Genomic DNA, 12,690 nt, shown 5'->3' on the forward strand with positions numbered 1-12,690 from the left:
CCGAGCGGACTCGACGCCGCAATCCGGGCACGACCCGATCCCGCCCGAGTCGGCTCGGCTGCGCCCGGTCCGCCCCGACCCCGCCCGAGCTGCGCCCGGTCCGCCCCGAGCTCACTCGTCCCGCCGGCTCCATGTGTCCGGCCCCGCCCCACCCGGGCCGGGGAGCGCCCCGCGGTCCGAGCGAGCGCCCGATGGCCGGCGCGAGCGCACGGGGGACGCCGCGTGCTCAGTCGTCCGCGCCCAGGATGTCGCGGAGCTCCTCGGGCAGGAGGTCGCTGCACGCCTGTCTCGACTCGCTGGTCAGCGCGTCGTTCCGGCATGTGTAGTAGTCGCGGTAGACCAGCTGCGCGGCGAAGGACGCGGCGACCAGGGTGATGGCCAGCGATGCCGTGACCAGGCCGCTGATCGCGGCGGTGGTCTGGGGCCGGCCGCCGCCGCCCTGGCCGGATGCCGCCCCCGTGTCCGGGTCGGCGCTCCGCGGCTTTGCGCGCAGGGCGCTGATGCCCCAGTACAGGGCGAGGGCGCCGAGCAGCAGCGCCACGTAGGGCCAGCTGAAGAGGGCGAAGAAGAGCGCCCACATGCCGCTCAGCAGGGCGTACCGGGCGCGCCGCTGGACGGGATCCGACGGGTCCCAGCGCGGGCCCGGGCCGCCGGACGGTCCGTCGGGGCCGGACCGGGGACGGTCACCGAAGCCACCGGAGGAGCGGCCGGGCTGCCGGTCGCTCCAGCCCCGCCCCCAGGGCGACCGGCCACCGCCGTCACCCCCGCCTTCGCGGGAGGAGTCGTCGCCCCCCTCCGGGTGCCGGGGCTGCCAGGGGCGGTCGGGCGTGCCCTCGGGCGGCGGCGCGAACGGGTTCTCGTCCTGCTGTGCACCACTCCCTCCGTCACCCCCGCCGTCACTCCGGCCGCCACCCCGGCCGCGGTCGGAGGAGGCGTCGGGCGGCGAGGACGGGCGCTCCCGCAGCAGCACGGCCGTGCTGAGCTCCCCTCCCTGCGCCGACTGCTGGGGGAGCGTGAGCAGTCGCAGGCTGCGGTCCGGCATCAAGTGAGCGTCTTCCCCTTGGCGATGACGAGTGAGTACGGCTGACGAGCGAGTCCGGCTTACGACTGGTGAACGCCCGACGCACGGGCGGCGTTCCCCAGCCCGTCCCCGGACCGCTCCCGGATCCGTCCCCGGCCCGTCCCGGTCCCGCCGCAGTGCTGCCGCGGTCCCGCTCCGGTCCGGCTCCGGTCCGGCTCCACGCAGACGCTACCGTCCGGCCACGCCCCCGTCCCGAGGGGGCCGTCCGGTGTGCCGGTATCGTTGCTGACGGTCGGCCGCTTCGTAGACTTCCCCGTATCCGGGGGCGCGAAGCATTCGTACGACCGCACAAATGCGCCGGTGCGAACCGGCTGCACCACCCGCCTCCCCGAGGACCTCCCCCGAGGACTCCCCGAGGACCTCCCCGAGAAAGGGCCCCACCGTGGCCGCCAAGCCCGTGGCCGAGCGCGTCGGACGACTGGTCGTACTGGTCTCCGGATCCGGCACCAATCTGCAGGCCCTCCTCGACGAGATCACCACCACCGGCGCCGAGGCCTACGGAGCCGAGATCGTCGCCGTCGGCGCCGACCGCGACGGCATCGAGGGGCTCGCGCGCGCCGAGCGCGCCGGGCTGCCCACCTTCGTGTGCCGGGTGAAGGACCACCCGACCCGTCAGGAGTGGGACGCGGCGCTCGCCGAGGCCGTCGCCGCCCACGAGCCGGACCTCGTCGTCTCGGCCGGGTTCATGAAAATCGTGGGCAAGGAGTTCCTGGCCCGTTTCGGGGGGCGGTTCGTCAACACCCACCCCGCCCTCCTCCCCAGCTTCCCGGGAGCTCACGGCGTACGGGACGCACTCGCGTACGGCGCCAAGGTCACCGGCTGCACCGTCCACTTCGTCGACGACGGCGTCGACACCGGGCCGATCATCGCGCAGGACGTGGTGGAGGTCCGGGACGAGGACGACGAGAGCGCTCTGCACGAGCGCATCAAGGAAGTCGAGCGCAGGCTGCTCGTCGATGTCGTGGGACGGCTCGCCCGCCACGGCTATCGCATCGAGGGACGAAAGGTAGTTATCCCGTGACCGTGACCGCCGAAACCATGAAGCGGCCCATCCGGCGCGCGCTGGTCAGCGTCTACGACAAGGCCGGCCTCGAGGAGCTGGCGCGCGGCCTGCACGAGGCGGGCGTGGAGCTGGTGTCGACCGGTTCGACCGCCGGGCGGATCGCCGCCGCCGGGGTCCCGGTCACCAAGGTCGAGGAGCTCACCGGCTTCCCGGAGTGCCTGGACGGCCGGGTCAAGACCCTGCACCCGCGCGTGCACGCCGGGATCCTCGCCGACCTGCGTCTGGAGGCCCACCGCGAGCAGCTCGCGGAGCTGGGCGTGGAGCCGTTCGACCTCGTGGTGGTCAACCTCTACCCGTTCCAGGAGACGGTCGCCTCCGGTGCCACCCCCGACGAGTGCGTCGAGCAGATCGATATCGGCGGCCCGTCCATGGTCCGCGCCGCCGCCAAGAACCACCCCTCCGTCGCGGTCGTCACCAGCCCCGGCCAGTACGGCGACGTCCTCGCCGCGGTCGGCTCCGGCGGCTTCGACCTGGCCGCCCGCAAGCGTCTGGCCGCCGAGGCGTTCCGGCACACCGCTGAGTACGACGTGGCGGTCGCCGCCTGGTTCGCCGCGGACTACGCCGGCGACGGCCAGGACTTCCCCGAGTTCCTCGGCGTGACGTACACCCGCAAGAACGTGCTGCGCTACGGCGAGAACCCGCACCAGGGCGCCGCCCTCTACACCGGCGGCTGCGGCGGCCTGGCCCAGGCCGAGCAGCTGCACGGCAAGGAGATGTCGTACAACAACTACACGGACACGGACGCCGCCCGCCGTGCCGCGTACGACCACGACGAGCCCTGTGTCGCGATCATCAAGCACGCCAACCCGTGCGGCATCGCGACCGGTGCCGACGTCGCCGAGGCGCACCGCAAGGCGCACGCCTGCGACCCGCTGTCCGCGTTCGGCGGCGTGATCGCGGTCAACCGCCCGGTCTCCGAGGAGATGGCCGAGCAGGTCGCCGAGATCTTCACCGAGGTCGTCGTCGCCCCCGACTACGAGCCCGGCGCCGTCGAGGCCCTGGCCCGGAAGAAGAACATCCGCGTGCTGCGCTGCCCCGAGGCGCCCGCTTCGCCCGCGGAGTTCAGGCCGATCGACGGCGGCGGGCTCGCCCAGATCACCGACGCGTTCCAGGCCGAGGGCGACGACCCGGCCAACTGGACCCTCGCCACCGGCGAGGCGCTGCCCCCGGCCGAGCTGGCCGAGCTGGCCTTCGCCTGGAGGGCGTGCCGGGCGGTGAAGTCCAACGCCATCCTGCTCGCCAAGGACGGCGCCTCCGTCGGCGTCGGCATGGGCCAGGTCAACCGGGTCGACTCCGCCAAGCTGGCGGTCGAGCGGGCCGGGGCCGAGCGCGCCCAGGGTGCCTACGCCGCCTCCGACGCCTTCTTCCCCTTCCCCGACGGCCTGGAGATCCTCGCCGGGGCCGGCGTCCGCGCCGTGGTCCAGCCCGGCGGCTCGGTCCGCGACGAGCAGGTGATCGAGGCGGCGAAGAAGGCCGGCGTGACGATGTACTTCACGGGGACGCGGCACTTCTTCCACTGATCCGCACGTTCGCCGATCCGCACGCCCGAGCCGTACGGCGACGGGGCCCGCCGGTACCACCCGGCGGGCCCGCGTCGACCGGGCGGGTCAGGAGTCCAGGAACTTGCCGCAGGACGAGTTCCACACCCACCGGTGCGAGCTGATGCCGTTGTTCACGTTGTAGCCGCTGGTGAACGTGTGCCCGGCGAGGCTGGACATGTAGTACTCGGACTTCTTGATGCAGGTGTGGCCACCGGCCCAGTCCTGTCCCGTCCCGTTGAAGACCTGGACGGCCATGCCGGACGTGCCCTTGTGCAGGATGGACGACGCCCTGTTGGTGTCACTGCCCTGGAAGGGGCCGACGCTGTTGCCCCAGTCCGAGTCCCAGCTCTCGGTGCTGCCCATGTAGCCGCTGCAGTTGTAGCCGCTGTACGCGTAGAAGTAGCCGGAGCGCGCGCTGTGCCACGCGTTGTCGCAGGCCGAGGCGGCCTGGGCGCCGGACGCCGGGACGATCACTCCGAGCCCGGCGAGGCCGGCGGTCGCGGCTGCGGCGAGGATCTTGCGCATGATGCATCACTCCTTGTGGACGGGTGCCGTGTGGGTGTCGTCCCGCGGCTGCGTGCCGCGGAAGTCCGGGTGGTTCAGGCCGTCGAGCCGGTGATCTCCTCGGCTCGGGCGAGGGCGGCGAGGCTCATCCGCTCGTAGGCGGCGACGTCCTCGCCGTACTGCTCGTCGATTTCCTTCTGCCGGTACTCGCGCTCGAGCTCGTGTGCCGTGCCGGCCAGGGGCGTCCTGGTAGCGCAGGTGGCTTCGGCCACCGCCACCTCGACCTCGGTCGCGTACGCCTGCTCCGGGCTGAGCCCCTCGGTGCGGACCGCGAGCCCGGCGCGGGCCTCCTGCGGATCGGCGTAGGCGTGGCCCGCCTTGCGCATGCACGCCGCCCATGCGTCCACGGCGCTCGTGAAACGCTCGTCCCCGAGCAGGGCCGGTACGTACAGGGAGTTGAGGTTCGTGGCCGTCTTCTCCGCCTGGAACCAGCTCCCGAAGTCGCCGTAGAGCTGCTCCTTGGCGTCGGCCTGACAGCTGTCGGCGGGAGTGCGGACGGTGCCGCCCCCGGGCAGCTCGGCCGTCAGCATGCCGCTCGACGGTCCTCCTTCGAGCGTCTTGTCGTAGCGGACGCGTTCCTCCCGCGGGAGCGAGTTGGCGTACGCGTGATTGGGGTCGCTGCGCTGGGTGTCCTGGAGCTTCTCCTGGAGCCGGCTGCCGTAGCCGTGCCGCTTCGCCCAGTCCGGGTCGGTCAGCACATAGCCCCCGCCCCTGAGCTCGTCGACGGTCGGCAGCGGCCCCACCCAGTACTCGAAGCCCGCCCCCTCCATGCACTCCTTGATCAGCTCCTGCTCGGCGCGCCGGACCAGGATCTGCTCGGCGTCGGAGAGCTCACGGCCGTTCCCGGCACTCGGGCTCGCGGTGCTCCCGGACGGTGGTCCGGCGGTGGCCGAGGCGGTGCAGCCGGTCGCCGCCGCGCCGATGATCAGCGCCGCCGCCGCGTACCTCGTGGCGAGAGTCCGCCGCATGGTCCTGCTCCCCCTCTCCGCGCACCGTCCCCCGTGGCGGCGCAGCGGAGACCACTGTGCTGGCGGTGGGCGAAGCGGGGAACCTGAAAAGTTCTAGGGTGCCGCTTCCGGGAGTTCGCACCACACCGTCTTGCCGGACGGGGTCAGCCACACGCCCCAGCGCAGCGCGAGCGCGTCCAGCAGCAGGAGGCCGCGGCCGGTCTCGTCGTCCTCGCCGGGCCGACGGCCGACGAGCCAGGCGTGCGGGTCGGGATCGGTGACCTCCACGCGGGTACGGCCGTCGTGCCCCTGCAGCAGCCGGAGGGTCACCGGCACGCCCTCGCCGACGTGGTCGATCACGTTGGTCAGCAACTCGCTGACACACAGCTCCACGTCGGTACACGGCGTGCGGAGGTGTTCGCGGACCACCCGGCGGGCCTCGGGGACGGCCTTGGGGAGCGCCGGCAGTCCGAGCGTGAGCGGTTCGAGCCCGACCGGTCGGGTCACCGGCCGGCCGCCTTGCGGAGGGCTGCCGCCAGGGCCTGGGCGGTGGCGGTGTTGCAGTTGCCGAGCGCGACCAGCGGCGGCGCGGTGTGCGGATGCGCGTTCGCGAAGCACAGCAGGTCCACACCGAGTGAGGGGAGCGTGATGCCGTTCGCCGCAAGCGCGGTACGGAGGTCTTCGACGCAGGCGTCGGACTCGTGGTGGGGGTGGTTGTGCATGGGGTACGCCTCCATGAGCGTTCTGTGATGAATCGCTCACAGAGTGGCGTCGAGCTGCGTACCGTGAAAGAGGTTTCGGCTGCGCATAGCAACTGAGAAACGGTGGTGGTGTGTTGTGCCCGCGAAGAAGGACCCGGATGCGTCCGTGAGTGTCCCCAGCTTTTACGGCGCTGAGTTGCGCTACAAGCGGGAGCAAGCGGGCCTGACGCTGGAGCAGATGGCGGAGGGGAGCTTCCGGGGAATCTCGTTCCTCAGCCAGATCGAGCGCGGGGAGCGCAGAATGCCGGTGGATCTGGCCCGGCATGTGGATCAGAAGCTGGGGACCGATGGGTTCTTCCAGCGGCGATGCGAAGACGCGGCCAAGGCGAGGCGCGCGGGGCACGCGATGAGCTTCCAGGACGTACCCGACCTGGAGAGGGCAGCGACAACCCTGGAGGAATGGGGGCCCAATCTCATTCCGGGTCTGCTCCAGACCGCTGACTACATGCGGGGACTCATTCGGTACGGAGCGCCGTTCACTCCACCAGAGACGGGCGAGGAGCGTGTCAGTGCCCGGATGACGCGTGCGGAACTGTGGAATCGCGCGGACCGGCCCACGTACTGGGGAATCCTCCGGGAGTCGGTCATCCGCAAGGCTCCTGTCCCACCAGCGGTGATGGCCGACCAGCTTGATCACATCCTCGATGTGATCCGGTCCACCGGCAGCGTTCTGCAGATCGTTCCGGAAACGACCTGCTGGCATCCGCTGCCTTCTGGCATGGCCAAGATCATGACCTTTGCCGACGCCCCACCAGTGGTGTGGACGGACGGCAACTTCGAGGGCCAACTCCTCGACTATCCACCCCTCGTGAGCAAGTACCGGGGGTCGTACGATCTGCTCAGGGCCATCGCGCTCCCGCCCGAGACGTCCCTTGACCTGATCGAAGAAGCAGTGAGGACCTACCGACATGAAGCCGAGCAAGAGGATTGACCTGAGCTCCGCCGCCTGGCGCAAGAGCAGCTACAGCGACCCTCACGGTTCCGACTGCGTCGAAGTGGCCCCCGATCTCCCCGGCGTCACCCCGGTCCGTGACTCCAAGCACCCCCAAGGCCCCGCTCTCCTCTTCCCGACCCCGGTCTGGGCCGCCTTCGTCACCGCGCTGAAGGCGTAGCCCCGGAGAGTCCGCCGGGTGGGCAACCCGGCGGACCACGCCTGCGGGCGCCTCGAAGACGAGCATCAAGTACGGGGACCAGTCCGCCCAGCTCAAGGATGTCCGCGCGTTCGACCCCGAGCGTCAGGGCCGCTGGTCGTTCTCCTCCCAGCAGGCCCACCCTGCGCCGCCTGGACCGACCGCCCGCGCGCTCATCACCGACCACGACGTCGTCGCGCACGAGCGGCTCAACACGGCGGGCATGACCAAGATCCCCGCCCCCAGGGCCGACCCGAGCAGCCCGGCAGCTTCCTGCCGAACGGTGCTGCCGCGAAGTCACGCACTGCTGGACGAGGCGCGTTGTTCGGCGTCCGACAGCCGGGCCTCCTCGGCGTACGTCAGGTCCCGGAGCTCCGCCGGCCGAGGCGCGGCCGTGGCTCGTGAACGGCTGTGATCGCACATGCTGCCGTGAGCCCGTGCCTCATCCGGTGCTGTCCCTCTCTGTCCCGGCCCGGTCCTGTCGTTGGCCGATCCAGGTACAGCTTCCGGGCAGAGTGACGACGGGGGGAACCTGAAACCTTCGAGGGTGGTGCTTCCGGACTCCCTGCGGCGGCGTCACCAGAGCGACACCAGCACCCCCCACATCGACGGCCGGTAGGAGCAGCTCGACACCAGCTCGTGCGACAGCGGTGCGTAGGTGCCCGCCAGGTTGCCCATGCTGTTCACACCGCTGCAGCCGGTCCGCTGGGACTTGCGCTGCCGGTCGAAGCCCGCGGGTGAGAAGTCGGTGCCGCGGTAGTACGCCACGCCGCTGAGCTGCCGGTCGTCGTCGATGTTGTTGAAGATCGACCGGACGGGGTGGTCGGCCGCCCAGGGGCACGTCCTGTTGCCCGACTGCCAGTCCCGGTCGCTCTCCTGCCAGCTGCACATCTCACCGTGGCCGTTGTGCTCGCTGAAGAAGCAGACGCTGTCGGCCGGGCAGCGGTGGTAGCCGTAGTCGGATGCCGGCGCGACGGGTACGGCCTCGTACACCGGCGTTCCGTCGTACCGGGCCGCCTGCCGGTTCGCGACGACCGCCGCGGTTCCGAGCCCGCTCGCGACGAGCAGCGCGGTCGCCAGCGCTCCCGCCAGGACCGGGTGGCGGCGCCGGAAGGGCGGCCGGGGCCTGCGCAGCCTCGGTGAGCGGGGCGAGCGGGCGACCCCGGCGGCCTCCTCGACCCGGCGCAGCAGCGCGTCGGTGCCGATCCGGTCGGCGTGGGTACGGGCCAGGCAGGCGCGGATGATCTCCGGCCAGCCGTCGGGAAGAGCGGGGGACAGCCGCAGCTCGTCCGCGCCCCGCGCGTACCGGGACGCCGCGTCGCACCGGGCCTCGGCCGTGCCGCCCGGCAGCGGGAAGGTGCCGGTGAGCACGACATGGGCGAGGACGCCGAAGGCCCACACGTCGGCGGACGGGCGGATCCGGGCGCCCCGCTCGTCGACCTCGGGCCACAGCAGTTCCGGCGGGGTGTAGTCCGGGGTGGAGAATGCGGGCGTGTAGGCGTGGGTGCCCTCCAGCTCGGCGGCCATGTTGAAGTCGGCCAGCCGTACCGAACCGTCCCGCATCAGCAGCACGTTGGCCGGTTTCAGGTCGCCGTGCACCCAGCCCGCGCGGTGCAGCTGGGCCAGCCCCTCGCCGATCTGCGCGAGCACGGCGCCGGGGTCGGGCACCGGCGCCGGTACGGCGTCCAGTGAGCCGTCGGCCCGTTCCAGGACGAGGACGGTGGCGCCGTCCAGTTCCGGGTGGTCCGGATCATCGACGGTGAGCGTCTCGTACATCCGGATCAGCCGTGCGGAGCGCAGCCGGCCGAGCAGCTCCACCTCCCGCTCGGCCAGTTCGCGCAGATGGCGCAGCTGGCGCGGGGTGCGGGTGCCGGTGGGCAGGAACTTCAGCGCCGCCCGGTGGGGGAGGCCGGGCGCTCCGTCCCCGGTGCGCCGGGCGGCGTACACCGTCGCGAACGCGCCGGAGGCGAGGGGTTCGCGGACCTCCCAGGGGCCGACCCGGTAGCCCTTCGGGACGGTGACGGCGTACGGCTGCTGCCCGCTCACCGGTACACCTCGCCCCCGGCCGGGCTGAGCACGACGAGGTCGTCCTCGCGGACCAGGTCGAAGCGGAGGGCCAGCGAGACCAGCGACTCCTTCTTGCCGTTGACGCGCCTGCCGGGCTCCGCCGTGTCCGGGCCGGGGCGCAGCCGCAGCTTCAGGGCGAGGTAGTCGATGTTCCAGTAGACCGTGGAGCGGCTGACGGCGGGCCACAGTGGGCGCAGCCGTTCCACCAGCTGCTCGACCGCGGGCAGCGGGGCGTGCGGTTCGCCGCGCAGGCGGGGCTCGCACAGCGCGGCCAGCACCGCGAAGTACCGCTTGGTGCGGTCGAGCGTGAACGCCGGTGCGGTCAGGGATCCCGGGAGCCCGTGCCGGGCCACGCTGCGGAAGGTGTGGCGCGGCGCCCAGACGTCGAAGGTGAGCAGATCGCCGGCGGCGGGCAGGACGACCCGGGAGAACTCGAACGGCACCGGTGCGTCCTCCCGGCCGGGCGCGACCTTGATGTGCTCGCCCGCGCCCTCCGGGTTCTCCACCACGTAGGTCTGGTCCTCGCTGTGGTTGCTCAGCAGCCAGAAGGTACGGTGCGCGGTGATCTCCCCGGCGACCCGGGGCACCCCCTCGTGCCCGATGGTCAGGCCCCCGTTGCCCCCGTTGCCTCCGCCGCCCGCGTTGCCCCCACCGCTCCCGTTGGTCCCGTCCCGTCCGAACGTGAGCCGCTCACCCGTGGCGATCCTGATCTGGCCGCCCGGTCGAGAGCCTGCCGGAGGCACGACGATGACGCTGTACATGGACTCGTCCCCTCGCCCGATCCCATGAGGGCTACATTCCCCCAGCTCGGTAGCCCACGGGGGGAGGCTACGGGAGCGCCCAGCGGATTCGCGAAGGGTGCCGACGACACGGCGCGTTGTGAAGGGTCAGGGGCCGGAAATCACCCGAAACCATCGCGTTCTCGCCCGTCGCTGAGAGGGGCGGGGGCGACGTGCGCACGGGCTCGGGCGCTGCGGCGGTGACGGAGGAACGGTCCGACGTGATGACGCGTCAGGGCCGTGTCCTCCCGGTACGGGGGCACGGCCCTGACGCGTCTCGCGAGAAGCGTGCAGAAAAGAGACGTGGCTCAGTACTGCGGGCGGTTGAACCAGTAGCTGCCGTTCTTGTTGGCGCAGAACACGATGATCAGGATGCCGAGGACCAGGCTGATCAGCGCGAAGAGGTTGGCGCCCAGCAGGTTGAGCACGCTGAGCAGCGTGACGATCGAGGCGTAGACGATCGCGGAGACACGCACGCCGCCGCGGCCGGTGGCGAACTTGACGGCCGTGAAGACGGCCCAGCACGCGAAGGCCAGTGCGAGCACGCCGAGCACGACCATGACGCCCGCGCCGATGCTGGCGGCGGTCTCCGCGTCCTCCGCGGAGATGCTGGGGTCGGAGTTGACCGCTTCGTCGATCTTTTCGGCGAACCAGGCGCTGGCCACGATCATCAGCAGGCCGCCGATGGCCTGGAAGGCGCCCAGCACGTAGAGCATCACACGCGCGGCCTTCACGCTGCCGGGCATCACCGCGGGCCCGAGCGGCTGGCCGTAGCCCTGGACGGGCGGGGCCGCCGGGTAGCCGGCGGCGGGCTGGCCGGGCTGCTGGGGGTAGCCGTAGCCGGGCTGGCCGGGCTGCTGGCCGCCCTGGGGGGCGCCGTAGGGGTTGTTCGGGTCGCCGATGCTCATGGTGGTGCTTCCTCCGTTGCTTTCCTGTGCGGGGACGGCGCGCGGCACGATGGCGGAGGAAGTCGTTTACGGTTGCGGTTCGTCCCCCCGGTACGGCCCCGCGGCACTATATCGGTCAATCGTTCTTGACCGGACTCTTACTTGTCCAGCCTGGATCGGTGCTATTCGCGATGTGTTGTGCAAGTGCAACATCAGTGATCATGCAGAGAAGCGGAGTGAACGCATCCGGTGATGGCCGGAGGACGGCCGGATTGGAACCGGGGGCCGGTCATCCGGGAGGATGGGGGGTATGACCGCCCAGATTCTCGATGGCAAGGCCACCGCAGCAGCGATCAAGTCCGAACTGACCGCCCGCGTGGCGGCGCTGAAGGAGAGGGGCGTCACGCCGGGGCTCGGCACCGTCCTGGTCGGCGACGACCCCGGCAGCCAGAAGTACGTCGCCGGCAAGCACCGCGACTGCGCCCAGGTCGGCATCGCCTCCATCCAGCGCGAACTGCCGGCCACGGCGACGCAGGAGGAGATCGAGGCGGTCGTCCGCGAGCTGAACGAGGACCCGGCCTGCACCGGCTACATCGTCCAGCTGCCGCTGCCCCGGGGTATCGACGAGAACCGCATCCTCGAGCTGATGGACCCGGACAAGGACGCCGACGGTCTGCACCCGATGAACCTCGGGCGCCTCGTGCTGAACGAGCCGGCCCCGCTGCCGTGCACCCCGAACGGCATCCTCACCTTGCTGCGCCGCCACGGCGTGGAGATCAAGGGCGCGGAGGTCGTGGTGGTCGGCCGCGGCGTCACCATCGGCCGGCCGATGCCGCTGCTGCTCACCCGGCGCAGCGAGAACGCCACGGTGACCCAGTGCCACACCGGCACCCGCGATCTGTCCGCCCACCTCAAGCGCGCGGACATCGTGGTCGCCGCCGCGGGCTCGCCGCACCTGGTCCGCCCGGAGGACGTCAAGCCGGGCGCGGCCGTCCTGGACGTCGGGGTGTCCCGCAACGCCGAGGGCAAGATCGTCGGCGATGTCCATCCGGACGTGGCCGAGGTGGCCGGCTGGATCTCCCCGAACCCCGGCGGTGTCGGTCCCATGACCCGGGCCCTGCTGCTCGTCAACGTGGTCGAGGCGGCGGAGCGCAGTGCCGGCTGAGGAGAGGGCGGCGGACCGGGCCGCCGAGAACGCGACGGAGGAAGCCGCCGACCCCGCGGTGGACCAGGCCGCCGACCCCGAAATGGACCAGGCCGCCGAGAACGCGACGGAGAATGCCGCCGACCGCGCGACGGACCGGGCCGCCGAGAACCGGGCCGCCGAGAACGGGACGGGCGAGGCCGACGGGCGCAGCGGGCCCGAGGAGCGGGGCGGAGCGCCGGCCGGGGGTGCACCGCGTCGGACCTCGCGCCGCTTTCCGCTGTTCACCCGGGACACCGCGCGCCCCGAGGGTGGCGGCCGGGCCGCCCCGGGCGACGCCCCGGCTCCCGCCCGCCAGTGGCCGATCCTCGTGGTGATCGCCCTGGTCGGCACCGGCCTGCTGCTGACCGCGCTGGACGAGTTCCGGGCCGGGACACTGATCATCGGCCTCGCGCTGGTCGGCGGCGCACTGCTGCGCTGGCTGCTGCCGGGGGTCGGCATGCTCGCCGTGCGCTCCCGCTTCACGGACATCGTCACCTACGGGGTCCTGGGCCTGGTGATCACCCTGCTCGCGCTGATGGTCCAGCCCAAGCCGCTGCTGGAGATCCCGTTTCTGAAGGACACCCTGCACTTCACCGTCAGCGGCTGAACCCCGCACCCGGTGCCGGACATGGAACGGCGGCCCGTCCTCTCCCCCGTTGTCGAGGGCGGGCCGCCGCCGTGAAC

General features: G+C 71.9%; 14 protein-coding genes and 1 pseudogene. 7 read left to right on the forward strand and 8 right to left on the reverse strand.

Annotation, left to right across the window (positions count from 1 at the left end; genetic code table 11):
• Positions 1-226: 226 nt before the first annotated feature.
• A complete protein-coding gene (locus V5O46_RS24940) occupies positions 227-1,042 on the reverse strand; it encodes a hypothetical protein (protein WP_332886929.1) in 816 nt (271 codons plus the stop codon).
• A gap of 421 nt (positions 1,043-1,463) precedes the next feature.
• Here V5O46_RS24940 and purN point away from each other — a divergent pair, with 421 nt between their 5' ends.
• A complete protein-coding gene (purN, locus tag V5O46_RS24945) occupies positions 1,464-2,102 on the forward strand; it encodes a phosphoribosylglycinamide formyltransferase (RefSeq protein ID WP_332886930.1) in 639 nt (212 codons plus the stop codon).
• 2 nt (positions 2,103-2,104) lie between these two features.
• Positions 2,105-3,664 carry a bifunctional phosphoribosylaminoimidazolecarboxamide formyltransferase/IMP cyclohydrolase gene (gene purH / locus V5O46_RS24950; RefSeq protein WP_332886931.1) on the forward strand — a complete coding sequence of 520 codons (1,560 nt, stop codon included), beginning with the start codon at positions 2,105-2,107 and terminating at the stop codon, positions 3,662-3,664.
• A gap of 87 nt (positions 3,665-3,751) precedes the next feature.
• On the opposite strand, the gene V5O46_RS24955 is transcribed toward purH, so the two are convergent.
• From V5O46_RS24955 to V5O46_RS24970, 4 genes are all read right to left on the reverse strand, one after another.
• Positions 3,752-4,210: a hypothetical protein gene (locus V5O46_RS24955; RefSeq protein ID WP_332886932.1), complete on the reverse strand. Its 459-nt coding sequence runs from the start codon at positions 4,208-4,210 to the stop codon at positions 3,752-3,754.
• A gap of 74 nt (positions 4,211-4,284) precedes the next feature.
• Positions 4,285-5,217, reverse strand: a complete 933-nt coding sequence (locus tag V5O46_RS24960; RefSeq protein ID WP_332886933.1) for a hypothetical protein — start codon at positions 5,215-5,217, stop codon at positions 4,285-4,287.
• A 93-nt stretch (positions 5,218-5,310) separates the two neighbouring features.
• A complete protein-coding gene (locus V5O46_RS24965; RefSeq protein ID WP_332886934.1) occupies positions 5,311-5,703 on the reverse strand; it encodes an ATP-binding protein in 393 nt (130 codons plus the stop codon).
• On the reverse strand, positions 5,700-5,918 hold the full coding sequence (locus tag V5O46_RS24970) for a hypothetical protein (protein WP_332886935.1): 219 nt from the start codon (positions 5,916-5,918) through the stop codon (positions 5,700-5,702). Before V5O46_RS24970 ends, V5O46_RS24965 begins: the two co-directional genes overlap by 4 nt.
• A 115-nt stretch (positions 5,919-6,033) precedes the next feature.
• On the opposite strand from V5O46_RS24970, the gene V5O46_RS24975 reads away from it, so the two are divergent.
• The 3 genes and pseudogenes from V5O46_RS24975 to V5O46_RS24985 form a co-directional block, all read left to right on the forward strand.
• Positions 6,034-6,888, forward strand: coding sequence for a helix-turn-helix domain-containing protein (locus V5O46_RS24975; protein WP_332886936.1), 855 nt, complete (start codon positions 6,034-6,036; stop codon positions 6,886-6,888).
• Entirely contained in the window at positions 6,866-7,069 is a 204-nt protein-coding gene (locus tag V5O46_RS24980) for a DUF397 domain-containing protein (protein ID WP_332886937.1), read from the forward strand. Before V5O46_RS24975 ends, V5O46_RS24980 begins: the two co-directional genes overlap by 23 nt.
• A 49-nt stretch (positions 7,070-7,118) precedes the next feature.
• Positions 7,119-7,248: pseudogene (locus tag V5O46_RS24985) on the forward strand (RNA-guided endonuclease TnpB family protein); the annotation flags it as partial.
• Positions 7,249-7,663: 415 nt separating this feature from the next.
• Here V5O46_RS24985 and V5O46_RS24990 read toward each other — a convergent pair.
• From V5O46_RS24990 to V5O46_RS25000, 3 genes are all read right to left on the reverse strand, one after another.
• Entirely contained in the window at positions 7,664-9,133 is a 1,470-nt protein-coding gene (locus V5O46_RS24990) for a serine/threonine-protein kinase (RefSeq protein ID WP_332886938.1), read from the reverse strand.
• Positions 9,130-9,915 carry an FHA domain-containing protein gene (locus tag V5O46_RS24995; protein ID WP_332886939.1) on the reverse strand — a complete coding sequence of 262 codons (786 nt, stop codon included), beginning with the start codon at positions 9,913-9,915 and terminating at the stop codon, positions 9,130-9,132. Before V5O46_RS24995 ends, V5O46_RS24990 begins: the two co-directional genes overlap by 4 nt.
• A 326-nt stretch (positions 9,916-10,241) precedes the next feature.
• Positions 10,242-10,841, reverse strand: coding sequence for a hypothetical protein (locus V5O46_RS25000; RefSeq protein WP_332886940.1), 600 nt, complete (start codon positions 10,839-10,841; stop codon positions 10,242-10,244).
• A gap of 289 nt (positions 10,842-11,130) precedes the next feature.
• Here V5O46_RS25000 and V5O46_RS25005 point away from each other — a divergent pair, with 289 nt between their 5' ends.
• Complete coding sequence (locus tag V5O46_RS25005) at positions 11,131-11,985, forward strand: bifunctional methylenetetrahydrofolate dehydrogenase/methenyltetrahydrofolate cyclohydrolase (protein ID WP_332886941.1); 855 nt, start codon at positions 11,131-11,133, stop codon at positions 11,983-11,985.
• Positions 11,986-12,067: 82 nt separating this feature from the next.
• The gene (locus V5O46_RS25010) at positions 12,068-12,613 is read left to right on the forward strand and encodes a DUF3017 domain-containing protein (protein WP_408649053.1); all 546 of its coding nucleotides are present in this window, start codon (positions 12,068-12,070) and stop codon (positions 12,611-12,613) included.
• Positions 12,614-12,690: the final 77 nt, after the last annotated feature.

Origin of the sequence: Streptomyces poriticola, assembly GCF_036689765.1 — a bacterium.
Classification (GTDB): domain Bacteria; phylum Actinomycetota; class Actinomycetes; order Streptomycetales; family Streptomycetaceae; genus Streptomyces; species Streptomyces poriticola.

Coding starts and splice junctions, on each gene's coding strand:
- V5O46_RS24940 (WP_332886929.1), bottom strand. CDS start 1,042: ATGCCGGACCGCAGCCTGCGACTGCTCACGCTCCCCCAGCAGTCGGCG.
- V5O46_RS24955 (WP_332886932.1), bottom strand. CDS start 4,210: ATGCGCAAGATCCTCGCCGCAGCCGCGACCGCCGGCCTCGCCGGGCTC.
- V5O46_RS24970 (WP_332886935.1), bottom strand. CDS start 5,918: ATGCACAACCACCCCCACCACGAGTCCGACGCCTGCGTCGAAGACCTC.
- V5O46_RS25010 (WP_408649053.1), top strand. CDS start 12,068: ATGGACCAGGCCGCCGAGAACGCGACGGAGAATGCCGCCGACCGCGCG.
- V5O46_RS25000 (WP_332886940.1), bottom strand. CDS start 10,841: ATGAGCATCGGCGACCCGAACAACCCCTACGGCGCCCCCCAGGGCGGC.
- V5O46_RS24960 (WP_332886933.1), bottom strand. CDS start 5,217: ATGCGGCGGACTCTCGCCACGAGGTACGCGGCGGCGGCGCTGATCATC.
- V5O46_RS24995 (WP_332886939.1), bottom strand. CDS start 9,915: ATGTACAGCGTCATCGTCGTGCCTCCGGCAGGCTCTCGACCGGGCGGC.
- V5O46_RS24980 (WP_332886937.1), top strand. CDS start 6,866: ATGAAGCCGAGCAAGAGGATTGACCTGAGCTCCGCCGCCTGGCGCAAG.
- V5O46_RS25005 (WP_332886941.1), top strand. CDS start 11,131: ATGACCGCCCAGATTCTCGATGGCAAGGCCACCGCAGCAGCGATCAAG.